The following is a 22,716-nucleotide window of genomic DNA, read 5'->3' on the forward strand; positions in this document are numbered from 1 at the left end:
GGCCCGGTGTCGACCGGCGGGTCGGCTGTCCGGCTGCCCTGATGGTGCTGATCCGGTTCGGCCGGCGATCCGCCGCGCCGGACGTCGCTGACCGAACGGTCGGCGGTTGTGGTCGACGGGCCGCAACGCAATCACCTCCCCGCAGCGTATTAGTGGCTAGTGCGGTGTCCAGGAACGTTGGCGGTGTCGCGGCGCGGCCCGGTGAACGTTTCTGGACACCGCACTAGGGAGGGAGGCGGGATGGCAGCCGACGAGTTCGAGACGTTCGTCCACCGCTCCGCGCCGGTGCTGCGCCGGTACGCGCGTGCGGTCGCCGCAGACCCGGACCGGGCGGAGGATCTTCTCCAGGAGACCTACGTCCGGGTGGCCGGGGTGTGGCATCGCGTGCTCGCCGACGGCAACCCGGTCGAGTACGCGAAAGTCGAGATGATCCGGCTGCACACCGGTCGGCTCCGGACGCTGGTCCGCCTGCTCCGGCCCACTCCGCCGGCGTCTCCGCCGGTCGCCGACGGCAGGTCCGGCCGCCAGAGCGAACCCGGCCGTGTCGCCGAGAGCGGATCCGATCGCGTGGCCGACAGTGGGCCCGATCGCGTGGCCGACAGTGGGCCCGATCGCGTGGCCGACCTCGGGTCCGAACGCGTCGAGGACGGTGGCCTGCTGCGTCGACTGCTGGCCGGGCTGCCACCCGTGCAACGGGCGGTGCTCGTCCTGGCGTACCTCGACGATCTCGACGACGCAGCGATCGCCGAGGCTGTCGGGCGACGTCCGGCGGCCGTCCGGTCCCTGCGGCGCCGGGCGCTCGACGCGATCCGCCCGGGACTGCCGGCCGGCCGTGCCGGAGCCCTCCCGGAGGTCGTGCGATGACCGGCGCCGTTCCCCGAGGCCGCGCGATGACCGGAGCCGTTCCCAGAGGCCGGAGCCGATCGGGATGTGACGGCATGACCGGAGTCGATCGGGAGGTGGCGCGATGACCGACGTCCGGGCTGCTCTTCGGGAGGTCTGGGACGGCGGGCCCGGCGGGGGTATGTCGGGTCCGGATCCGCTCCCGGCGGTGCGGGCCCGCCTGCGTCGTCGTCGCCGGGCCCAGGCCGTCGCCGTGGCGTTGGCGCTCTGCACGGTGGTCGGCCTGGGGGTCTTCACCGTGGTGACGGCCGGTCGACCGGCACCAGCGTCGCCGGCCGCGGCGCCCGCCAGTCCGGCCGTGCCCGAACTACGTGGCCTGCCGGCCTATCTGCGGCCGGCCGACCCCGCCGAGGCGGTGCTGCGGATGGCGCGTCCGCAGGCGGTGCCGACCGGCGACCGGGTGGCGTACGAGGGGGACGGCCCGGTGATCCGGGTGGTCGCGGTCTTCGACTTCGAGGCGGCGCTGGGGCTCCCCGGGGTATCCCGCGAGGTCACCGTGGCGACTGCGGCGCAGGTGCTGGCCACGGACGACGTGGCGACCTCGACGGCGTACCTGTCGGCGTGGCTTCCCGACGGGCGTACCCTGTTCGTTTCCGTGACCGGGGACACGCCGCAGGTCCGTGCGGCGACGCTGGACGCTCTCGTGACGGCCAACCTGGGCTGATCTTGGCCGGTCAGACCGGGTGGACCGGCCGATCGGCCCTGACCATGCGGTTGACATCCCGTGTCACGATCATCGTGCCGGTGGCCTGCTCGGGCCGCCGGGTGCGGGGGAGGAGGACAAGGTGACCGGCTTTCTCGGCACGGCACTCAGTTTCCCCACCGTGCTGTTCAGCTTCCTGCTCGTGGTCGTCGTCGGCTACTGGCTGCTGGTGCTGACCGGGGTGCTGGATCTGGGCGACGACCTGGACGTCGACGGCGGACCGGGTACGTTCCTCGCCGGTCTCGGGCTCGGCGGCGTACCCAGTGCGATCATCTTCTCCCTGCTCGTCGCGGTGGCCTGGTTCGTCAGCCTGGCCGGTACCGCGCTGCTCGACGGCATCGGGCTCGGCGCCGGCACCCGGATCGCGGTCTCGATCGGCGTGCTGCTGGCCGCCGCGTTCTGCGCGTACGCGGTGACCCGGCTGGTCGCGGTGCCGTTGGGACGCCTCTTCCCGACCGATTCGGACGCCAGCCGTAACACCTTCGTCGGCCGCCTCTGTGTGGTGCGGACCGGTACGGTCACCGCCGACTTCGGTCAGGCCGAGGTGACGGCGGCGGACGGCTCGTCGGCCGTGGTGCAGGTCCGGCAGCCGGGCGACGAGAAGATGACGGCCGGCACTTCCGCGTTGATCTACGACTACGACACCGAGGGTGAGTTCTTCTGGGTGATGCCCGCCGGGCCCACCTTCGACCCCCTGAGACATGCCCCCGAGTAATCGCCCCTGGTGAGTCCGCTTCCGCGCGGATCACCCCGACCTCGCCCGAGGCGGTCGGTGCGAACCCCCTTCGTCCGGCCCGCCCGCCACGCTGCCCCTGACGTATCCCCTCGAAAGGAGGATGCGCGGCGCCCCGCCCCGGCCCCGTCGCCGGCTGCCGCCGTCCGCGCGCCCAACCATGGAAGTGATCACCACCGGAATCGGTGTACTCCTCGCCGTCGTCCTGCTCGTCGCGCTCGGCGTGGTGTTCATGGTCAGTCGGCTGTTCCGCAAGGTCGAGCAGGGCAAGGCGCTGATCATCTCCAAGATCCGGCGGGTCGACGTGACCTTCACCGGCGCGGTGGTGATGCCGGTGCTGCACAAGGCCGAGATCATGGACATCTCGGTCAAGACGATCGACATCGAACGGACCGGCAACGAGGGTCTGATCTGCCGCGACAACATCCGGGCCGACATCCGGATCACCTTCTTCGTCCGGGTGAACAAGACGAACGAGGACGTCATCAAGGTGGCGCAGGCGATCGGCACCGCGCGGGCCAGCGACCGGGAGACGCTCCAGGAGCTGTTCAACGCGAAGTTCTCCGAGGCGCTGAAGACCGTCGGCAAGCAGCTCGACTTCGTCGACCTCTACACCAAGCGTGACGAGTTCCGCGACCAGATCATCCGGGTCATCGGCACCGACCTCAACGGCTACAGCCTGGAGGACGCGGCGATCGACTTCCTCGAGCAGACGCCGATGTCGCAGCTCGACCCGAAGAACATCCTCGACGCCCAGGGCATCCGGAAGATCACCGAGCTGACCACGCAGGAGCACGTCCGGACGAACGAGTTCCGGCGCAGCGAGGAGAAGGAGATCACCCGCCAGAACGTGGACGCCAAGGAGGCGATCCTCGAACTGGAGCGGCGGCAGGCCGACGCCGAGGCCAAGCAGCAGCGCGAGATCGAGACCGTGCGGGCCCGCGAGCAGGCCGAGACCACCCGGGTACGCGCCGAGGAGCGGCTGCGGGCCGAGACGGCGAACATCCGTACCGACGAGCAGTTGGGCGTCCAGCACGAGAACCGGGCGCGGGAGATCGCGGTCGCGGAGAAGAACCGCGAGCGGGTCATCGCCATCGAGACCGAGCGGATCGAGAAGGACCGCATGCTGGAGGTGATCGGCCGGGAGCGGGAGACCGAGCTGAGCACGATCGCCAAGGACAAGGAGGTGGAGGCCGAGAAGCGGGCCATCGCCGAGGTCGTCCGGGAGCGGATCGCGGTGGAGAAGACCGTGGCCGAGCAGGAGGAGAACATCAAGCGGCTGCGCGTGGTCGAGGAGGCCGAGCGGACCCGCCAGGCGGTGGTCATCCAGGCCGAGGCCGAGGCGCAGGAGAGCCTGGTCAAGGACATCAAGGCGGCGGAGGCCGCCGAGGCGGCGGCGAAGTACAAGGCCCGCGAGGAACTGGTGCTGGCCGAGGCCCGGCAGCAGGCCGCAGAACTGGACGCCCGGGCGAAGATCCGGCTGGCCGAGGGAGTCCAGGCCGAGACCGCAGCGGCCGGCCTGGCCGAGGTACAGGTCAAGGAGCGCAGTGCCGAGGCCATCGAGAAGGTCGGTCGGGCCGAGGTCGCGGTGGAGCGGGAGAAGGCACTGCTCGTCGCCGACGCGGTGCGCGAGAAGCTGAAGGGCGAGGCCGAGGGTCTCACCGAGAAGGCCGCCGCGATGGCCGCGCTGGACGACGCGACCCGCGAGCACGAGGAGTACCGGTTGCGCCTGGAACTGGAGAAGGAGGTCCGGCTCGCCGGGCTGGACACCCAGCGGCAGGTCGCCGAGGCACAGGCCGCCCTGGTCTCCACCGGTCTGGAGAAGGCGAACATCGACATCGTCGGTGGGGACAGTGTCTTCTTCGACCGGCTGCTCAGCTCGATCTCGTTCGGCAAGAGCGTGGACAGCTTCGTGGCCCACTCGGACGTGGCGAAGAACCTCGCCCAACCGTGGCTGGACGGCAAAGCCAGCTTCACCGACGACCTGACCCGGATGATCGGCTCGCTGAACACCGCCGACGTGCAGAACCTCACGCTGTCGGCGTTCCTGGCGCAGCAGATGCGCTCCGGCGGTGCCGACAAGGGCAAGCTCCAGGAGCTGCTGAAGGCCGCGCAGCGCCTGGGTGTGGCGGACACCCCGGTCGCCGCCCTCACCGGTTCGCGGCAGCCCGCCGGTGAGTGAGCCGACCGCCGGTCCGGCGACCACCGGGCGTATGCCCGGTGCCGCCGGGCCGGCCCCGGCGGGCCGGTCCGGCGACGGACCCGATCCGGCCGAGGTCGTGTCGGACGGCGGTACCCGGCCCGGGCTGGACGACGGCAGCTACGAGGTGCTGCGCAAGCGCCTCGCCGGGCAGGCCGCCGAGTTGGCCCGGCGGGCCGAGTCGCTCAACGCCCGCCGGCTGGAGGTCTTCGGCAGCACCGAGCTGCGGCTGCTGAGCACCGAGCGGATCCGTACGGAGCACAACTGCGTGCCCCGGGACCTCGTCCCGGTCGGCGGGCTGATGCTGTTCGGCTACAACGTCTTCATCGGCCTGAAGCCGGAGACGACCGTCGACGACGTCTTCTCGCTGCACCGATTCACCCGCGAACAGCGCGAGGGTGAATCGGAGGAGGTCGCCTTCCGGTTCGACGAGGCCGGTCAGGACGAACTGCCCGGCCTGCTGCGGCACCCGCAGTTCGTCCGGGACTTCGGCGAGCTGTACCGCTACTACCGGCAGGCGCGCCTGCTGCAACTGCGCCGCGTCGACGCCCGGCTGCTGGCGGTGTTCCAGACCGGGCCGCGTACCGAGGACATCCGGGTGCTGCGCTGGCAGGTCGGCGTGGACGGCATCCCGGAGTACCTGGACAGCCGGGGAGAGCGGGACCACGTCTTCCCGCCGAGCCACGACTTCGAGTGGATCGAGACGACCCGGCAGGACCACGTCCTCGGCCGGCACCCGCACATCGACATCGACGGCGAGGTCTTCGTCGAGACGGTGGGCGGCACGCTGACCGTCAAGGTGGAGAACAACACCGAGGTCGGCGAGGGCATCTACAGCGAGCCGGTGGACGAGCCGTTGCAGAGCCTGGCCGACGCCGACGTGCAGTGGGCCCGGGTGGGTCCGCTGATCCTGCTGCGGATCCTGCCGTACAAGGAGACACAGTGGCGGCACCTGGTCTTCAACACGCTCACCCGGGAGGTGGTCCGCCTCGACGGCATCGGGGTGGCCTGCCAGCGGCTGCCCGAGGACCACGGCATCATCTTCCCGGGCGGGTACCACCTGGCGACCGGCGTCACCCGCACCTTCGACACCGAGGTCGCCGACCTGGAGTTCGAGCGGGTGGTGCGCTCGCCGAACGGTGAGGACGTGCTCTACGTCTTCCACGCCCGGGCCGAGGGGCGCTCGCTGCTGCTGCCGTACAACGCGATCCGCAAGGAGGTGGCCGCGCCGATCCCGTGCCACGGCTTCTCCCTCTTCGACGACGGCACGCTCGTGGTGTTCCGGGCCGTCTCCGAGGAGCCGACCCGGGTCCACCCGATGCAGATCTGGCAGACGCCGTACGTCTCCGACGCGTACGCGGCGGCGCAGCCGGCCGGCACCGGTCCGCTGGAGCGGATCGGCAACGCCGACCTGGTACGCGGCATCTCGGACTGCCTCTCGGCGGCGCGGATGGTGCAGGGCAGCGCCACCGCCGGGGTGTACGAGGCGCTGATCGCGGCCTGTGCCCGGATCACCGACCACTTCCACTGGCTCGGCGAGGACGAGCTGGGTGACCTGGCCACCCCGCTGAGCGGTCTGCGGCGTACCGCCAGCTCCGTGCTGGAGGAGCACGAGAAGGTCCGTACGCTCACCGAGCAGGCCCGCGCCGAGCTGGACGAGAGCGCCGAGCAGATCGCCTCGCTGGCCCGCCGGGCCCGGGGCGAGGCGCCGCTGACCGCCGACGACTGGGTCACCCAGCTCGGTGGGTTGCGTCGGGCGCGCGGACACCTGGAGTCGTTGCGCGAACTGCGGTACGTCGACCACGACCGGATCGACGAGCTGGCCGCCCGGCTGGACGAGGAACTGTCGGTCGCCGGTCGACGCGCGGTCGAGTTCCTCCGCCGTGACGAGGCGTTCACCGGCTACCAGCAGGAGGTGGATCGACTCGCCGCGCGGGCCGCCGAGATCGGCACCGTGGCCGAGGCCGGCACCGTCCGCGACGAGCTGGCCGCCCGTACCGACGGCCTGCAGACCATCACCGACGTCGTCGGCGGGCTGGACATCGCCGACGCGACCGTACGGACCGGCATCCTGGGCCGGGTCGGTGAGGTGCTGGGCGCGGTCAACCGGGCCCGGGCAGTGCTCGACAAGCGACGCCAGGAACTGGCCGCGGTGGAGGGCCGGGCCGGTTTCGCCGCCGAGTTCGCCCTGCTCGGGCAGGCGGTGACCGGGGCGCTGGCGGCGGCGGACACCGCCGAACGCTGCGACGAGCAACTCGGCCGGCTGCTGCTGCGCGTGGAGGAGCTGGAGTCCCGGTTCGGCGAGTTCGACGACTTCCTCACCGAGCTGTCGACCCGGCGTACCGACATCTACGAGGCGTTCTCGGCGCGCAAGCAGGCCCTGCTGGACGAGCGGTCCCGGCGGGCCGACCGGCTGGTCGGGTCGGCCGAGCGGATCCTGGTCAGCGTGCAGCGGCGGGCCGGCACGCTCGGCTCACTGGACGAGATCAACACCTACTTCGCGGCCGACCCGATGGTGGGCAAGCTCCGCTCGGTGGTGGAGGAACTGCGTACCCTCGGCGACGCGGTGCGGGCCGAGGAGCTGGACGGCCGGATCCGGGCCGCTCGCCAGGAGTCCGGTCGCGGTCTGCGCGACCGCCTCGACCTGTACGCCGACGGCGGCGAGACGATCCGGCTGGGCCGGCACCGCTTCGCGGTGAACACGCAACCGGTGGACGTGGCGGTCGTGCCGGCCGAGGGCCGCATGGTGGTGGCGGTGACCGGCACCGACTACCGCGCACCGGTGCGCGACGAGGAGTTCCAGCAGACCCGGCGGTTCTGGGACCAGCTGCTGGTCTCCGAGTCGGCGCAGGTGTACCGGGCCGAGTACCTGGCCACGGCGATCCTGGCCGCCGCCGAGGCGGGTCGTGACGGGCTCACCCTGGACGCGCTGCACACCGCGGCGGTGGACGCGAACGGGCTGCGGGACCTGGTGCGGCGGATCGCCGAGACCCGTTACGACGAGGGGTACGAGCGCGGCGTGCACGACCACGACGCCGCCGAGATCCTGCGGGTGCTGCTGCGCCTGCACGCCGGTGCCGGGCTGCTGCGTTACCCGCCGGCCGACCGGGCCGCCGCGCAGTTGTTCTGGCGGTACGGCACCGACGAACCGACCCGGTCCGCCTGGACCGCCCGGGCCGCCTCGCTGGCCCGCGCCCGGCAGCGGTTCGGCCGTCCCGAGGGGGAGGACGCCGCCGACCGGCTCGGCGCGCAGCTCGCCGAGGCGGCCGAGACGTTCCTGCGGTCCGCCGGACTCCCGGTGCCGCCCGCTGGGACGGCGGTGGCCGGCGAGTACCTGTTCGAGGAACTGTCCTCACCGCCGGTGCGGTTCGTCACCGGTGGCGGGGCGCGGGCTCTGCTGGACCGGTTCCGCCGGGCACTCGGCGGCCCGCAGTCGCGGTCGTCCCGCGAGTTCGACGACGACCTGCGTGCCCTCGGTGACGACCTCGCCGGCCGTCACCAGCTGGTGGAGGCGTGGCTGACCGCGTTCCTGGCCACCGACGACGGCAACCTGTCCGGGTACGACCTGCCGGAGGCGGTCGCCGTCGAGCTGTGCGGTGCGGAGCCGGCCCGGCAGGACAGCACGGCGACGATGACCGAGACGGTCGGCGGGCTGCTCGGCGCGCACCCCCGCATCGACGGCTCCACGCTCGACGTACGGCTGGACGAGATGCTGGCCCGGACCCGGACGTTCCGCACCGACCTGGTCCCCGCGTACCGGGACTACCAGCGGCGACGCAACGCCCTGGTGGACGCCGAGCGGGACCGCCTGCGGCTGGAGGAGTACCGGCCGAAGGTGATGAACGCCTTCGTCCGCAACCGGCTGCTCGACGAGGTGTACCTGCCGCTGATCGGCGACAACCTGGCCCGGCAGCTCGGTGCCACCGGCGACGGCAAGCGGGTCGACCAGTCCGGCCTGCTGCTGCTGATCTCACCGCCCGGGTACGGCAAGACGACCCTGATGGAGTACGTCGCCAGCCGACTCGGACTGGTCTTCGTCAAGGTCAACGGGCCGGCCCTGGGCACCAAGGTCACCTCGCTGGACCCGGCCGAGGCGCCCGACGCCACCGCCCGGCAGGAGGTCGAGAAGATCTCCTTCGCCCTGGAGCTGGGCAACAACGTGCTGCTCTACCTGGACGACATCCAGCACACCAACCCGGAGCTGTTGCAGAAGTTCATCTCGCTCTGTGACGGGCAGCGCCGGATGGAGGGTGTCTGGGAGGGCCGCACCCGCACGTACGACCTGCGCGGCAAGCGGTTCGCGGTCTGCATGGCCGGTAACCCGTACACCGAGTCGGGGAAGCGGTTCCGGATCCCGGACATGCTCGCCAACCGGGCCGACGTGTGGAACCTCGGTGACGTGCTCTCCGGGCGGGAGGAGGCGTTCGCGCTCAGCTACATCGAGAACGCGCTCACCGCCAACCCGGTGCTGGCACCGCTCTCCGGGCGGGACCGGGGCGACCTGGAGCTGCTGGTCCGGATGGCACGCGGGGACGACTCGGTCCGTGCCGACCAGCTCTCCCACCCGTACCAGCCGGTGGAGCTGGAACAAATGGTGTCGGTGCTGCGCAAGATGCTGCGGGTGCAGCAGGTGGTGCTGGCCAACAACCAGGCGTACATCGCCTCGGCCGCCCAGTCCGACGACGCCCGCACCGAGCCGCAGTTCCAGCTCCAGGGCTCCTACCGGAACATGAACAAGCTCGCCGAGCGGATCGTGCCGGTGCTCACCGACGAGGAGCTGGAGGCGGTGATCGACGACCACTACCTGGGCGAGGCGCAGACGCTCGCGGCGGGTGCGGAGGCGAACCTGCTCAAGCTCGCCGAGCTGCGTGGCCGGCTCACCCCGGAACAGGCCGCCCGGTGGGTCGAGGTGAAGGACGCCTTCCAGCGCTCGAAGGCACTGGGCGGGGGTGGCGACGATCCGGTCGACCGCGCGGTGGGCGCGCTCGGCCTGCTCGCCGACCGGGTCAGCGGAGTCGCCGCCGCGATAGGTCGTGTCAGCGAACGCTGAGCTGTCGTGTAAGGAGGGGTCCCCTGCTATGCCGTAGGCGTTAGCAGGGGACCCCTCCTTACATCCAGCATCTCGGATACACGTGTTCTGCCATCCGTCCAGGCGGGGTGCTGCCGGTCATCGCCCCGGCGTGTCGTCACGACGGCTGCCGGACCGGGGGCCGGACGGTCGGCGGGCATACACGGCGGCGACGCCGAACGCGGCCGTCATGATCGTTCCTACCGCCGCGATCCCGGCGATGGCCGTACCGTCGGTCTTGCTGCAACCGCCGAGAACCGCCAACAGCAGCACGGTCAGGAGCGCCATCGCAGTGGTGAGATAGGTGGCGTGCACAGGATGCAGATGTTCCCGTGCCCTCTCTCCCTGGTCGGCCTCCTCGTCACGGCTCGTGGATGCCATTCGTCGTTCCTCCCCCGTAGTCAACTGTGGACGGACTCATCGCTGTCGCCAATTAGACAGAGGGCGATGGGATGTGGTCAACGGGACGAGACGAATGAGAATCCCATGAACATTCAGACCTATCGAACTTAAGGTGCCAAAGTTGCTCGATGCCGGCCGTTTGGCCAGCTGACGCTGCGGGAGCGGTCAGCCGTAGTAGCGGCGTAGTTCCCGGGTGAGCACCTTGCCGGTGGCGTTGCGGGGCAGGTACTTGACGAAGACGACGTCGCGGGGGACGGAGAACCGGGCGAGGTAGTGCCGCACGTACTCGCGGACCGCCTCGGCGTCGAGCGTCTCGCCGGGGTGCAGCGCGAGGAACGCGGTGAGCCGCTGGCCGTACTCCGCGTCGCGGACACCGATGACGGCGGCCTCGCGTACCTGTGGGAGGTGGGCGAGGAGTTGTTCCACCTCGGCCGGGAAGACGTTCTCCCCACCGGAGACGATCATGTCGTCGGCTCGGCCGTCGACGAAAAGCAGTCCGTCGGCGTTGATCCGGCCCAGGTCGCCGGTGTCCAGCAGGCCGTCGTGGCGTTCCCGGTCGGCGCCCGAGGTGTAGCCCTCGAAGAGCATGTCGTTGCCGACCAGGATCCGGCCGACCCGGCCGCTGGGCACCGGCTCGCCATCGTCGTCGACGATCGCGAGCCGGGTCCCGTGCGGTGGCCGTCCGGCGGTGGTGGGCGCGGTACGCAGGTCGACGGGGGTGGCGATGGAGGCCCAGGACGCCTCGGTCGAGCCGTACAGGTTGTAGAGCACGTCGCCGTAGGTGTCCATGAAGGCTGCCGGGAGACCGCCGGGCAGCGCCGATCCGCTGACGGCCACCACGGAGAGCGGCGGACGGGGATCCGGCGCCGGCACCTCCATCAACCGTTGCAGCATCACCGGCACCGCGAACAGGGCCTGGCAGCGGTGCCGGACCAGGGCGTCCAGGGTGGTGGCCGGGTCGAACCGTCGGTGCAGCACGATCGTGGCCCGCAACGCGAAGCAGACCTGGAGGGCGGCGTACCCCCAGGTGTGGAAGACCGGCGCGGCGATGAGGACGCGGTCCCGGACGTGCATCGGGATGCGGTCGATGATGGACACCAACGGACCGAAACCGTTGGGGATGGGCCGGCGGGCGCCCTTGGGCGTCCCGGTGGTGCCGGAGGTGAGCACGATGATCCGGCCGTCACGGTCGGGTGGGTGCAGCTCACCGGCGAGAGCGGTGACGATCAGGTCCTCGCGGGCCCGTTCGTCGAGGCGGTGCAGGTCGGCGGGGAGCCCGAGGGTGCGCTCGGTGAACTCGTCGTCGTGCACCAGCACCCGGATGCGTTGCTCCTGCGCCACGGTGGCCAACTGCGCGGCGGAGAGACCGGTGTTGACCAGTACGGCGTCCGCGCCGAGCAGGGTGGCGGCGACGATCGACTCGACGAGTCCGGCATGGTTGCGGCAGAGCACGGCGACCCGGTCGCCGGCCTGCACACCGACACCGGCGCGCAACGCGCGAGCCAGCCGCATCGAGCGGTCGAGCAGGTCGGCGTAGGTCAGTTCGGTGCCGTGCTCGTCGACGATCGCGATCCGGTCCGGATCGCGGGCCGCCGCCTGACGTAGTTCACCGGCAAGACTCCAACCCCAGGTACGCAGCGCGTGGAGTTGGGCGGCCACCCGGATCGGCCGGCCCGGAGTGAGCAGGCCCCGCCGGGTCAACGTGGTGACGACGAACGGCAGTCCCATGCCCGGAGTTCTCCTTCCGCAGCCCGATGCCCACCCTTCCGATCTTGCCTGCTGGCGGCGTGGTTCGCCCACGTGGAACCGGCCGGCGCTCACGTAGGGAGCACCGGCCGGGTGCCGTCCGTGTCGGACGGCCGGACGTCAGCGGATCTGCATCCCGGAGATCGCCCGGGAGATGACCAGGCGCTGGATCTCGGAGGTGCCCTCGAAGATGGTGTAGATCTTGGCGTCGCGGTACCACCGCTCGACCGGGTGGTCACGGAGGAAGCCGGCCCCGCCGAGCAACTGGACCGCCTTCTCGGTGACCGCCACCGCCACCTCGCCGGCCTTGAGCTTGGACATCGACCCCTCGCCCGCCGTGAACGGCCGGTTGTTCCGGCCCATCCAGGAGGCCCGCCAGACCAGCAGCCGGGCGGCGTCGATCTCGGTCTTCATGTCGGCGAGCGCGAAGGCGACCGCCTGGTTGGTGATGATCGGGCGGCCGAACTGGACCCGTTCCCGGGCGTAGTCCAGGGCGTACTCGTAGGCGGCCCGCGCCACGCCGAGCGCCTGGGCGCCGACGGTGGGTCGGGACAGCTCGAACGTCCGCATCGCGGCCTGGCCGGAGGCGCGTTGCCCGGACCGGGCCCGGGCCAGCCGCTCCTCCAGCGCCTCCCGGCCGCCGAGCAGGCACCGGCCGGGCACCCGCACGTCGTCGAGGAAGACATCCGCTGTGTGAGATGCCCGTAGGCCGAGTTTGCGCAGCTTGCGGGTGGCGGAGAGGCCGGCGGTGCCGGGCGGTACGACGAACGCGGCCTGACCTCGCGAGCCCAGTTCCGGGTCGATCGAGGCGGTCACCACGTGCACGGCGGCTATCCCACCGTTGGTGGCGTACGCCTTCTGGCCGCGCAGCACCCACTCGTCGGTCGCCTCGTCGTACTCGGCCCGGGTCCGCATCGCGGAGACGTCCGAACCGGCTTCCGGCTCGGAGGAGCAGAACGCGGCGACCGCCGGCGAGTCGACGTCACCGAAGCACTGCGGCACCCACTCGACGAGCTGGTCGGGTGTGCCGCTGCCATAGATCGCGGCGACCGCGAGCGAGGTGCCGAAGATGCTCAGCCCGATGCCGGCGTCTCCCCAGAACAGCTCCTCGCTGGCGATCGGCAGCGAGAGCCCGGTGGGGTCGGCCCAGCAGGTGGCGAGGAACTCGAAGCCGTAGAGGCCGACCTTGGCCGCCTCGCCGATGACCGGCCAGGGAGTCTCCTCCCGGGCGTCCCACTCGGCGGCGGCCGGGCGCACGACCTCGCTGGCGAAGCCGTGCACCCAGTCGCGCAGATCCCGCTGTTCCTCGTTCAGGTCGAGCGAGAATTCGACCATCTCAGGCCTTGGGGATGTCGAAGAGGTTGGCGATGTTGGCGGCCAGCCCCAGGTCACCCTTTGCCTTGAGCTTGCCGGTCATGAACATCATGACCGGGTTGGCGCCACCCGAGACGATCTTCAGGAACTCGACCGGGCCCAGCGTCAGGGCCAGTCGCGGCTCGTGCTGCGGGGTCTCGTTGACCGTGCAGGTGCCGTCGGCGATGACCACCTCGTACGTGTCGGTGCCGCCGTCGGGGGCGCCGGTGATGTTCCAGTGGATCACCGCGTTGGTGGAACCGGCCCGGTCCGCGCGGAAGATCTGCGGCAGTCGCCGGAAGACCTCGCCGAGGATCTTTCCGCGCAGGTCGCCCGACATGATCTCGGCGAGCTTGCTATCCGGGGTGCTCTTGACGAGCTGGGCGAACTCCTTCGGGCCCATGTTGGCGAAGTTGGCCGGGTCGAAGTCAGTCATGGAACGCACCTCTCGAACAGTGGTTACTCAGGCGTAACCCTACGCACCAGTAGGTATGCTCGCAAGGTGTCCGCGACACCCGCCTTCAAGCGCCTCCCCCGGGCCGTACGCGAGCAGCAGATGCTCGACGCCGCCGTGCGGGTCTTCTCCCGGCGCGGCTACCACGGCGCCAGCATGGACGAGATCGCCGAGGACGCCGGCATCTCCAAGCCCATGGTCTACGCGTACCTCGGCACCAAGGAAGAACTCTTCGTCGCCTGCCTGCACCGCGAGGGCACCCGGATGATGGAGGCCATCGCCGGGGCGGCCGTCCCCGACCTGCCCGCCGACGAACGACTCTGGCGTGGCCTGCGGGCGTTCTTCGGCTTCGTCGGCGCACACCGGGACGGTTGGTCGGTGCTCTACCGGCAGGCCCGCGCCGAGCAGCCGTTCGCCCGGGAACTGGCCCAGATGCGGGCCAGGATGGTCGAGGTGGTCGCCGGGATGCTGGACCACGCGCTGCGGGCCGAGGGACGTACCGCTGCCGAGACCGAGTTGGAAGTCGTCGCGTACGCCCTGGTCGGGGCGACTGAGTCGCTGGGTGACTGGCTCGCGGACCACCCTGACGCCGACCCGGAGAAGACCGCGACCCGGATGATGAACGCCGCCTGGCTGGGGGCCGGGCAACTCCTGCGCGGCGTGAGCTGGCACCCGCCCGAGGTGTAAGGAAGGGCACCTTATTAACGCCTGCGGTAGTAGCGGGGTCCCCTGTTAACAGCCGCCGTCCGCACCGCTCGCCGCCCGCCGGTGCGCCCGGTGCCGGAGCCAGCGGATCAGCTCCACCAGCAGCGTCACCGAGACCGAGAGCCCGATGCCAGCCAGGATGCCGTGCAGCGGGTGCTGTTCGAAGGCGAGTCCGCCGAAGATGCCGAGCAGGACGCAGTACACCGCCCACGAGGCGCAGCCGATCAGGTCGAAGAGGAAGAACCGGCGCAGCGGGTAACGGACGGCGCCCATGGCCAGGGTGACCGCCGTCCGCCCGCCCGGGACGTAACGGGCGGCGATGAGGATGACGCCGCCGCGCCGGTCGACCGCCCGCCTGGCCCATTCCGAACCGGCCCGGCGCCGGCTGTCCACCGGTGAGTGGTCGAGCCGGCGCGACCCACCTCCGCGTCCGATCCCGTACGAGATGTGGTCTCCGACGGTCGCGCCGAGCGTGGCCGCCACGACGATCAGTGCCAGGTTCGGCTCGCCGCCGGTGGCGAGCACGGTGACGCTGATGACCGCCGCCTCGGAGGGCACCAGCGGGAAGAACGCGTCGACGGCGGTGAGCCCGAAGATCAGCAGGTACACCCAGGGTGAGGTGAGTGTCTGTCGGAGCAGGTCGAGCGCGGCCTCCATGTCTCCATGCTCAGGGCACGGACTGTTAGGAAGGGGCCCTTCCTCTACACCAGGCGTTAATAAGGTGCCCTTCCTTACGAACGTGCTTCTCGGCAGAGGTGGGTCCGTGCGAGGTGAGGAGCACCGGAGCGCCGAGCGCCTCGCCGATCATCTCGGGCCAGTTTGCCGGACCGGCGTCGTAGAGCGGGCGTGCCCGCAGCAGGCGGGCGGTGAGCGCGGCCTGCCGGTCGAGGTCGCCGGCCGGGCCCGGGAGCAGCCGGTCCAGGCCGTCGTAGCGGCGGCAGATGCGCAGGTCGAGATCACGTTCGGTGAGATCCAGGTGGGTCAGCGCCAGGCCGTCCACCCCGCCCGCGACCGCCAGGGCGTACGCGTGCGCGACGGCGTCGAAGTGACCGAACCGGAAGCGGCCCTGCCAGGGGTTCGTCGCGTTGTGCGGGTCGGTCAGCGGCAGCGACGGGTCCTCGGTGACCAGCGGTCCTGGACCGTGCCGGGTGGTGACGGTCCGCAGCACCCCGATCCGCAGCGCCGATCCGCCCTGCCCGGCCTCGGCCAGCAGAGTCTCGGCGTTGGCGAAGGTGGTGGTGCTCCACGTGGTGTACGGGTGGAAGCCGTGCCACTCGTCCAGCAGCACCCCCTGGGCGCCCTCGAACACGCACGGCCCGGCCCGTAGCGCCCCGGCCAGCCAGGAGCCGTCGACGATCGCCACCCGTTCGGCGAAGGCCCGGTACGCCGGCAGGCAGTCCGCGACCGGTGGGGCATCCAGCGGCCCGAGTTCGGCGGTGAGCCGGTCCCGGAGTGCGGTCAACCGTCGGCGCAGCACCTCCGGGTCGCGGCAGTCGGCGACCCGGGGTGCCTCGTCGGGGTGGGCGAGCCCGTACGCGACGGTCTCGCCCACCCCCTGCCCGCAGGAACCGTGCCGGTCGGCTCCCCGGGCTGTCTCCCGGGCCCGGTTGGCGGCCCGGTGGTACGGGGTGGCCAGCAGCGCCGCCCCGTCCACGGTCAACCGGTCGAACGCGTCGGGCACCCCGACGGCGGCGAGGTGGTCGGCCTCGGCGGCGAGCGCCAGCGGGTCCACCACGACGTGCCGGGACAGGTGGGTGCGTACGCCGGGGTGGAAGGTGCCGGCACCGAACTGCGCGAAGGTGTGGTGTCGGCCGTCGGGCCGGACGACGTTGTGCGCCGCCTGCGCACCCCCGTTGAACCGGACCACGGTGTGCACCGGCCGGGTGGCGCAGAGCCAGTCCACGACCGTGCCCTTGCCGGCGTCGCCGTACCCGAGGTCGACCACGATCGCGTGCTCCGGACCCGCCCCGCCGGCCGAGCCCCCGGTGAACCGGCCCGCCGGACCATCCGCCGGCCCGCTGGCCAACCCGCCTGCCGGGCCGCGCCCGGGTGCCGGGACACCCGGGCGCGTGACGGTCATCGGCTCGTTCACAGCCGGACGACCCCGCCGCCGGTGGTGCGGGTGGCCGGCAGCTCGGCCACCTCGGCGCGGCGCGCGCCGTTCAGCCGGGCCAGCGCCTTCGACACCGTGCGGGTGGCCGTCGAGCCGGTCCGGTCCAGGTCCCGCAGGCCGGTGTCGAGGTCGATGGCCTGCTCGCCGAGGCCGACGGTGAGCGCGATCGTCTCGCAGACCGCGTCGAGGTCGTCCAGCTCCAGGGCGTTCTGGCCGAGCAGGCCGCGCCAGAAGTCGAGCACCTTGCGGTTGCCCGAGTAGTGGCTGCCGGCCGGGAGCAGGTAGTACGTGTCCCAGCGGCGGGTCACCTCGTCGACGATCTGCCGCACCGGCACGTCCTCGCGCGGGTCGTCGCCGATCAGGCGGGCCACCTCGGCGGCCTTGACCGACGGGTACGCCAGCTCGTCGCCGATGATGAAGAGGTAGCCGCGTCGGCCCCGCTTCTCCCAGCTGTCGGTGACCGTCCGTCGGGCCATGTAGTAGAGCGCCAGTTCGTAGGACTCCATCATCTGGCCGCCACCGCCGCCCTCCAGCACGATCCGCCCGAGGTCCTCGTCCATCCGGTTGTCGGACTCGAACTGGCCGATCTGCAACGGCACCCGGTCGCAGGTGGCGTCGCCGATCGCGCCGAACATGATCTGCGGGTCGCGGGCGTACCCCTGGCGCAGCAGCAGTCCCAGCAGTTGCGGCAGCTTGGCCTGGAGGGTGCGGGGCACGTGCCCCATCGAGCCGGTCACGTCGAACAGCACCGTGACCGGGGTCGACCGCGGGTGCTCGGCCGAGTCACGGCTCTCCCGCGTCGCGCCACGGGGGTCCAGTTGCGGGTGCACCACCTTGGCTCCGCTGTCGCTGTACGAGAACGCGCTCTTGCCGGTGGCCCGGCGGTACCGGTCGGCGGCGGTGTACACGTCGGTGGACCACATTCCGCTGCCCATGGCAGCCTCCTTAGGGGGTGAGGGTGAAGGGTCGGAAGGTGCGCGGCCCGTAGAGCCGGTGCAGCACCTCGTCGAGTTCGCCGAGCAGTCGCCAGGCGTCGTCGGGGCGGCCCGACAGCGATCGCTGTCGGCAGCCCGCCGCGAAGGCGAGCAGCTCGTGCGGGGCCCGGTGCCCCATCAGCCAGGTCATGCACCGGGTGGCCATGTCGATGTCGGTGCCCGGCCCGCAGGGGCGACGCCCGGTGACCTCGGCCGGGTACCACTCCTGGTGGTCCGGGACCAGCGCGGGCACGACGCCGCCGGGCTCGGTGGCGAAGCACCAGTCGACCAGCACCACGCCGTGCGCGTCCGGCTCGATCAGCACGTGCGGCGGCAGCACCGCGCCGTGCACGACGCCGGCCCGGTGGGCCAGGCCGAGCGCCACCAGCAGCCGTCGCCACATCCAGGCCACGTCGCGGGCGTCCAACCCGTCCGGGTACGCCTGCCGCACGTCGACCAGGCTGCGCAGGCCGGGTGCGGTGGCGAGGACGGTGACCTGGCGTTCCGCCCCGGTGGCGGGGTCCCGGTGCGCGAACGTGTCGACCAGCCGGGGCACGTACGGCAGCCAGCGGGGGTCGCCGTGGTCGGCGAGTCGGCGCAACGCGCGCTGCTCACGGATCATCAGGTCGTTGTCGCCGACCTCGCGGGGCAGTTTGAGCAGCCGGTCCCCGCCGACGTCGTAGAGGTCGGCGAGGTCACCCGAGTACGCCGGTGCGCCGCAGTGGTAGCCGCGCAGGACGGTGACCCGGCGGGCGCGCCAGCGGGTGGTGACCCGGACGAACGCCTCGGTGGCCTCGGCGCGGACACCCGGGGTGGTCCGGTCCAGCCGGTCGGGGTGCAGGGCGGTGACCAGTTCCCGGTAGCGGCGGTCCGGTGCGTCGGCGCCGAACAGGTCGTGGTCGTCGCGGGCAGCGGTGACCAGGCGGATCGCCTCGTCGGTCCTCATCGCACCGTCTCCTCCCGGGCGGGCCGCAGCAGCCGGGCGTCGCCGGCCCGGTAGAGGCGGGCGCGCGGGCCGCCCCGGCTGCCGCCGCGTTCGGTGTTGGCGCCGGTGCTCTCCACGAAGCCGGGCACGGAGAGCACCTTGCGGTGGAAGTTGCCGGCGTGCAGCGGGTGGCCCCAGACCGTCTCGTAGACGGTGCGCAGCTCGCCGATGGTGAACTCGGGCGCGAGGAAGCGGGTGGCCAGCGGCGTGTACTCCAGCTTGGAGCGGGCCCGCTCCAGCCCGTCGTCGACGATCCGGCGGTGGTCGAAGGCGAGTTCCCGGCCGGGCAGCTCGGCGACCGGCACCCAGCCGGCCTCGTCGGCGTCGGTGCCGGCGGTGGCGTCGGGCAGGTCGGGGGCGAAGGCGAGGTGGGCGATGGAGACGACCCGCATCCGGGGGTCGCGCTCGGGTGCGCCGTAGCTCGCGAGCTGCTCCATGTGGACGCGACGCAGCCGCTCCCCGCCGAGCCCGGTCTCCTCGGCCAGCTCCCGCCGGGCGGCGGTGGCCGGGTCCTCGTCCGGGCGGACGAAGCCGCCGGGCAGCGCCCAGTGTCCGGCGTACGGCGGCTCGGCGCGGCGGATCAGCAGCAGGTGCAGCGCGTCGTCCCGGATGGTCAGCGCGACCACGTCGGCGGTGACCGCCACGGCCGGGTAGGCCCGTGGGTCGTAGGAGGCGAGGAAGTCCTGCTCGTTCACGCTCAATCACTCTCACTCTGAGAACATCTCTATGTGAGAACAACTTAGCGCGAAAAGGAGGGCCGGGCAAGTGCCCGACCCTCACCTCAGCGAATCGTGCCCACCAGATGCGGTCGACCTCGCTGGTCGTGCAGCGCGACGTCCCACCCGGCCAGGGCCGCCGTGGCGCTGAACGCCACCGTGCTCGGCAACGGCACCGGCAGCTTGAACGCCACGTCGACCGTGTACGCCTCGGGCAGCCGGTTCTCCACCGCCGCCAGGCAGCGGGCCTTGCTCCACATCCCGTGCGCGATCGGCCGGGGGAAGCCGAACAGCTTCGCGCCCAGCCGCGAGGTGTGGATCGGGTTGTGATCGCCGGAGACCCGCGCGTAGTCCGTACCCACCCGGGGCTCGACCCGCCACCGCGCGGACGCGGCCGGCGGCGCGGGACGGTCACCCGGGTCGCGCCGTTCGCCGCCACCCGAAGTGCGCTGCAGGCCCAGGTACGTCGAGACGCCGCGCCACACCTCCTCGCCGTCGACCGACCCGACGAGGACCACGTCGACCTGGCGCCCCCGGTCGTGCGGGCGCAGGTGCTCCGCCCACGTGGTGAAGTCCAGCCGGTCGGCCACGGTGACCGGGCGGTGCACGGTGATCCGGTTCGCCACGTGCACCACCCCGGTCAACGGGATCGGGAAGTCCGGTGCGCTGATCAGGCGCAGCGCCAGCGGGAAGCCCACCACGTGCGGGAAGGTCGCCGGCAACCGGTCGGCGAGCCGGAAACCGCACACCCGGTCGTAGTCGGCCAACCGGTCCGGATCCACGGCCACCCGGTCGACGGCCAACTCCACCGCCGGCACCTCGTCCGTCCGCCGCCCGCCGCGCCCCGGCACCGCGCTCAGCAGGGCCTGCCGGTACAACGGCCCGGCCGCCGGCAGTGCGGACAGGGTCACCCGCTCCCGTTGCGTGGCCATCACGCCCCCAGCAGGCTCTGGCCGCACACCCGGACCACGTTGCCGCTGACCGCGCCCGAGGCGGGCCAGGCCAGCCAGCCGATGGTCTCCGCGACGTCCACCGGCAGCCCACCCTGGGAGAGGCTGTTCATCCGGCGGCCCGCTTCACGCAACACCAGCGGGACACGGGCGGTGAGCCGGGTCTCGATGAAGCCGGGCGCGACGGCGTTCACGCTGATCCCCCGGTCACGCAGTGCCGGGGCCAGTGCGTCGACCAGCCCGATAACACCGGCCTTGCTGGTGGCGTAGTTGGTCTGGCCCCGGTTGCCGGCGATCCCGGCGATCGAGGAGACGCCGACGATCCGCCCGCCGTCCGGGATCACCCGGTCCAGCAGCACGTCGTTGATGCGTTCCTGGCTGGACAGGTTGACGTCGATGACCTGGTCCCAGCGGTCGGCGTCCATCCGGCCCAGGGTCTTGTCGCGGGTGATGCCGGCGTTGTGCACCACCACGTCCACCCGGCCGTGTCGTTCGGCCAGGTGGTCGGCGAGCCGGGCCGGCGCGTCGGCGGCGGTCAGGTCGAGCTGTACGGCGCTGCCGCCGATCTCGTTGGCGACGCCGGCCAGCGCGTCCCCGGCGGCCGGCACGTCCAGCGCCACCACCGTCGCCCCGTCCCGGGCCAGCACCCGGGCCAGTGCCGCGCCGATGCCCCGGGCCGCGCCGGTGACCAGCACCACCTGCCCGTCCAGCGGGCGGTCCCAGTCCACCGGTGCGCTCGCCCGGCCGGCACCGACCCGGATCACCTGCCCCGACACGTACGCCGAGCGGCCGGAGAGCAGGAACCGCAGGGTCGCGTCCAGGCTGGTCCAGGTGCTCTCGTCGGCCTGCCGCGTGACGTGGACCAGTTGGGCGGTGATGCCCCGGCCGAACTCCTTGCCGATGCTGCGGGTCAGCCCCTCCAGGGCCCGCTGGGCGGTCGCCTCACGCGGCGTGTCGCACTCGGCGGGCGGGGTGCCCAACACGATCACCCGGCCGCTGGGCTGCACCGCCCGGGCCTGCGGGTGGAAGAAGTCGTGCAGTTGCCGCAGCCCGGTCGAGTCGGTGATGCCGGTGGCGTCGTAGACCAGGGCGGAGCTGGTCGGCGTACGGCCGGAGGTGGGGTCCGGTGCGGCGGTGGCCGGATCGCGCAGGGCGAGCCCGGCGCCGGTCAGGATCCTGCCGACCGGCTCGGCGAGCCGGCCCCCGGTGGAGGTGCCGAGCAGGACCGGCCCGGGGAGGATCGGCTCACCCGGCGCATGTCGGCGAAGTCGTGGCGGATCGGGTAGTCCGAGGCGCTTGACCAGCGCTCGACCGGCGCTCGACTGGACAAAACTCGCGTACCTGTCGGTCATAGGCGTAGCCTACTGGCGGGTAAGGTACGGCAACACTCCTGAGGAGGCGGATCGTGCAGAAGGTTCGACGGGTCGCGGTCATCGGCGGCAACCGGATCCCCTTCGCCCGCTCGAACTCGCGGTACGCCAGCGCCTCGAACAGTGACATGCTCGGCGCCGCCCTGGACGGGCTGGTCGCCCGCTTCGGCCTGGCCGGGCAGCGCGTCGGCGAGGTGGTCGCCGGAGCCGTGCTCAAACACGCCAAGGACTTCAACCTGACCCGCGAGGTGGTGCTCGGTTCGAAGCTCGACCCGCGCACCCCGGCGTACGACATCCAGCAGGCCTGCGGCACCGGCCTGGAGGCCGCGATCCTGGTCGCCAACAAGATCGCCCTCGGTCAGCTCGACGTCGGCATCGCCGGCGGTGTCGACACCACCTCCGACGCCCCGCTCGCCGTCAACGAGGACATGCGGCGCACGCTGCTCCGGCTCAACTCGGCCCGGACGCTGGGCGAGCGGCTGCGGATCGCCGCCAAGCTGCGCCCGGCCCAGCCGTTCCAGCCGGAGGTCCCCCGCAACGCCGAGCCGCGTACCGGGCTCTCCATGGGCGAGCACGCCGCGCAGACCGCGCTGCGCTGGAACATCGACCGGCAGGCCCAGGACGAGCTGGCGCTGCGCTCGCACCAGCGGCTCGCCGCCGCGTACGACAAGGGGTTCTTCGACGACCTGATGACCCCCTACCTGGGGCTCACCCGCGACGGAAACCTCCGCGCCGACACCACGCTGGAGAAGCTCGGCACGCTGCGGCCGGTCTTCGGCGCCAAGGGCCCGGACGCCGAGCGGGCCACCATGACCGCCGGCAACTCCTCGCCGCTCACCGACGGCGCCTCCACCGTGCTGCTGGCCAGCGAGGAGTGGGCAGCCGCACACCAACTGCCGGTGCTGGCCTGGTTCACCTGGTCGGAGACGGCGGCGGTGGACTTCGTGCACGGCGACGAGGGCCTGCTGATGGCCCCCGCGTACGCGGTGCCCCGGATGCTGGCCCGGGCCGGGCTCACCCTCCAGGACTTCGACTACTACGAGATCCACGAGGCGTTCGCCTCGCAGGTGCTGGCCACCCTGGCCGCGTGGGAGTCGCCGGAGTTCTGCAAGGACCGGCTCGGTCTGGACGCCCCGCTCGGCACCATCGACACCGACAAGCTCAACGTGCACGGCTCCTCGCTGGCCGCCGGGCACCCGTTCGCGGCCACCGGCGGCCGGATCGTGGCCACCCTGGCCAAGCTCCTCGCCGAGAAGGGCAGCGGCCGGGGACTCATCTCGATCTGCGCGGCCGGCGGCCAGGGCGTGACGGCGATCCTGGAACGCTGACCTCCGGGTTGTC

At 72.0% G+C, this 22,716-nt stretch carries 18 protein-coding genes; 7 read left to right on the forward strand and 11 right to left on the reverse strand.

Annotated features, from left to right (window positions below; all coding sequences use genetic code 11):
• The first annotated feature begins 240 nt into the window (after nucleotides 1-240).
• From ABZ738_RS18330 to ABZ738_RS18350, 5 genes are all read left to right on the forward strand, one after another.
• Nucleotides 241-864, forward strand: a complete 624-nt coding sequence (locus ABZ738_RS18330) for a sigma factor-like helix-turn-helix DNA-binding protein (protein WP_131054614.1) — start codon at nucleotides 241-243, stop codon at nucleotides 862-864.
• Between the two features lie 103 nt (nucleotides 865-967).
• Nucleotides 968-1,567, forward strand: a complete 600-nt coding sequence (locus ABZ738_RS18335) for a hypothetical protein (protein WP_131054613.1) — start codon at nucleotides 968-970, stop codon at nucleotides 1,565-1,567.
• 121 nt (nucleotides 1,568-1,688) lie between these two features.
• Nucleotides 1,689-2,321 (forward strand): OB-fold-containig protein, encoded by a 633-nt coding sequence (locus tag ABZ738_RS18340; RefSeq protein ID WP_176092255.1) that lies wholly within the window; start codon nucleotides 1,689-1,691, stop codon nucleotides 2,319-2,321.
• A 178-nt stretch (nucleotides 2,322-2,499) separates the two neighbouring features.
• Nucleotides 2,500-4,521, forward strand: coding sequence for a flotillin family protein (locus tag ABZ738_RS18345; RefSeq protein WP_131054611.1), 2,022 nt, complete (start codon nucleotides 2,500-2,502; stop codon nucleotides 4,519-4,521).
• Nucleotides 4,514-9,589 carry a DNA repair ATPase gene (locus ABZ738_RS18350; protein WP_357214560.1) on the forward strand — a complete coding sequence of 1,692 codons (5,076 nt, stop codon included), beginning with the start codon at nucleotides 4,514-4,516 and terminating at the stop codon, nucleotides 9,587-9,589. Before ABZ738_RS18345 ends, ABZ738_RS18350 begins: the two co-directional genes overlap by 8 nt.
• A 117-nt stretch (nucleotides 9,590-9,706) precedes the next feature.
• Here the strand turns inward: ABZ738_RS18350 and ABZ738_RS18355 are convergent, their stop codons facing one another.
• The 4 genes from ABZ738_RS18355 to ABZ738_RS18370 form a co-directional block, all read right to left on the reverse strand.
• Nucleotides 9,707-9,988 carry a hypothetical protein gene (locus tag ABZ738_RS18355; protein WP_131054693.1) on the reverse strand — a complete coding sequence of 94 codons (282 nt, stop codon included), beginning with the start codon at nucleotides 9,986-9,988 and terminating at the stop codon, nucleotides 9,707-9,709.
• A gap of 186 nt (nucleotides 9,989-10,174) precedes the next feature.
• Nucleotides 10,175-11,737: an AMP-binding protein gene (locus ABZ738_RS18360; protein WP_131054694.1), complete on the reverse strand. Its 1,563-nt coding sequence runs from the start codon at nucleotides 11,735-11,737 to the stop codon at nucleotides 10,175-10,177.
• 138 nt (nucleotides 11,738-11,875) lie between these two features.
• Nucleotides 11,876-13,090 carry an acyl-CoA dehydrogenase family protein gene (locus ABZ738_RS18365; protein ID WP_357214564.1) on the reverse strand — a complete coding sequence of 405 codons (1,215 nt, stop codon included), beginning with the start codon at nucleotides 13,088-13,090 and terminating at the stop codon, nucleotides 11,876-11,878.
• Between the two features lies 1 nt (nucleotide 13,091).
• Entirely contained in the window at nucleotides 13,092-13,544 is a 453-nt protein-coding gene (locus ABZ738_RS18370) for an SCP2 sterol-binding domain-containing protein (protein ID WP_131054696.1), read from the reverse strand.
• Between the two features lie 66 nt (nucleotides 13,545-13,610).
• Here ABZ738_RS18370 and ABZ738_RS18375 point away from each other — a divergent pair, with 66 nt between their 5' ends.
• Entirely contained in the window at nucleotides 13,611-14,249 is a 639-nt protein-coding gene (locus tag ABZ738_RS18375; protein WP_176092258.1) for a TetR/AcrR family transcriptional regulator, read from the forward strand.
• 45 nt (nucleotides 14,250-14,294) lie between these two features.
• Here ABZ738_RS18375 and ABZ738_RS18380 read toward each other — a convergent pair whose 3' ends face one another.
• The 7 genes from ABZ738_RS18380 to ABZ738_RS18410 all read right to left on the reverse strand — a co-directional run bounded on the left by ABZ738_RS18380 (nucleotide 14,295) and on the right by ABZ738_RS18410 (nucleotide 21,357).
• Nucleotides 14,295-14,924 carry a DedA family protein gene (locus ABZ738_RS18380; RefSeq protein ID WP_131054697.1) on the reverse strand — a complete coding sequence of 210 codons (630 nt, stop codon included), beginning with the start codon at nucleotides 14,922-14,924 and terminating at the stop codon, nucleotides 14,295-14,297.
• A gap of 25 nt (nucleotides 14,925-14,949) precedes the next feature.
• Nucleotides 14,950-16,215, reverse strand: a complete 1,266-nt coding sequence (locus ABZ738_RS18385) for an adenylosuccinate synthetase (protein ID WP_254877015.1) — start codon at nucleotides 16,213-16,215, stop codon at nucleotides 14,950-14,952.
• Between the two features lie 140 nt (nucleotides 16,216-16,355).
• Nucleotides 16,356-17,315: a hypothetical protein gene (locus tag ABZ738_RS18390; protein ID WP_131057759.1), complete on the reverse strand. Its 960-nt coding sequence runs from the start codon at nucleotides 17,313-17,315 to the stop codon at nucleotides 16,356-16,358.
• 10 nt (nucleotides 17,316-17,325) lie between these two features.
• Complete coding sequence (locus tag ABZ738_RS18395; RefSeq protein WP_357214569.1) at nucleotides 17,326-18,300, reverse strand: serine/threonine protein kinase; 975 nt, start codon at nucleotides 18,298-18,300, stop codon at nucleotides 17,326-17,328.
• A complete protein-coding gene (locus ABZ738_RS18400; RefSeq protein ID WP_357214572.1) occupies nucleotides 18,297-19,040 on the reverse strand; it encodes an NUDIX domain-containing protein in 744 nt (247 codons plus the stop codon). The genes ABZ738_RS18395 and ABZ738_RS18400 overlap by 4 nt, the downstream gene beginning before the upstream one ends.
• A gap of 80 nt (nucleotides 19,041-19,120) precedes the next feature.
• The gene (locus ABZ738_RS18405; protein ID WP_176095609.1) at nucleotides 19,121-19,987 is read right to left on the reverse strand and encodes a MaoC/PaaZ C-terminal domain-containing protein; all 867 of its coding nucleotides are present in this window, start codon (nucleotides 19,985-19,987) and stop codon (nucleotides 19,121-19,123) included.
• Nucleotides 19,987-21,357, reverse strand: coding sequence for a 3-oxoacyl-ACP reductase (locus tag ABZ738_RS18410; protein ID WP_357214575.1), 1,371 nt, complete (start codon nucleotides 21,355-21,357; stop codon nucleotides 19,987-19,989). The genes ABZ738_RS18405 and ABZ738_RS18410 overlap by 1 nt, the downstream gene beginning before the upstream one ends.
• Before the next feature lie 53 nt (nucleotides 21,358-21,410).
• On the opposite strand from ABZ738_RS18410, the gene ABZ738_RS18415 reads away from it, so the two are divergent.
• Entirely contained in the window at nucleotides 21,411-22,703 is a 1,293-nt protein-coding gene (locus ABZ738_RS18415) for an acetyl-CoA C-acetyltransferase (protein ID WP_131056420.1), read from the forward strand.
• Nucleotides 22,704-22,716: the final 13 nt, after the last annotated feature.

Origin of the sequence: Micromonospora sp. NPDC047793, from assembly GCF_040642635.1 — a bacterium.
In the GTDB taxonomy this organism is placed as follows: domain Bacteria; phylum Actinomycetota; class Actinomycetes; order Mycobacteriales; family Micromonosporaceae; genus Micromonospora.

Bases quoted from the DNA above. Each gene is read 5' to 3' on its own strand.
- ABZ738_RS18330 (WP_131054614.1), top strand. From the start codon at position 241: ATGGCAGCCGACGAGTTCGAGACGTTCGTCCACCGCTCCGCGCCGGTG.
- ABZ738_RS18335 (WP_131054613.1), top strand. From the start codon at position 968: ATGACCGACGTCCGGGCTGCTCTTCGGGAGGTCTGGGACGGCGGGCCC.
- ABZ738_RS18345 (WP_131054611.1), top strand. From the start codon at position 2,500: ATGGAAGTGATCACCACCGGAATCGGTGTACTCCTCGCCGTCGTCCTG.
- ABZ738_RS18355 (WP_131054693.1), bottom strand. From the start codon at position 9,988: ATGGCATCCACGAGCCGTGACGAGGAGGCCGACCAGGGAGAGAGGGCA.
- ABZ738_RS18360 (WP_131054694.1), bottom strand. From the start codon at position 11,737: ATGGGACTGCCGTTCGTCGTCACCACGTTGACCCGGCGGGGCCTGCTC.
- ABZ738_RS18365 (WP_357214564.1), bottom strand. From the start codon at position 13,090: ATGGTCGAATTCTCGCTCGACCTGAACGAGGAACAGCGGGATCTGCGC.
- ABZ738_RS18370 (WP_131054696.1), bottom strand. From the start codon at position 13,544: ATGACTGACTTCGACCCGGCCAACTTCGCCAACATGGGCCCGAAGGAG.
- ABZ738_RS18380 (WP_131054697.1), bottom strand. From the start codon at position 14,924: ATGGAGGCCGCGCTCGACCTGCTCCGACAGACACTCACCTCACCCTGG.
- ABZ738_RS18390 (WP_131057759.1), bottom strand. From the start codon at position 17,315: ATGGGCAGCGGAATGTGGTCCACCGACGTGTACACCGCCGCCGACCGG.
- ABZ738_RS18395 (WP_357214569.1), bottom strand. From the start codon at position 18,300: ATGAGGACCGACGAGGCGATCCGCCTGGTCACCGCTGCCCGCGACGAC.
- ABZ738_RS18405 (WP_176095609.1), bottom strand. From the start codon at position 19,987: ATGGCCACGCAACGGGAGCGGGTGACCCTGTCCGCACTGCCGGCGGCC.
- ABZ738_RS18410 (WP_357214575.1), bottom strand. From the start codon at position 21,357: ATGACCGACAGGTACGCGAGTTTTGTCCAGTCGAGCGCCGGTCGAGCG.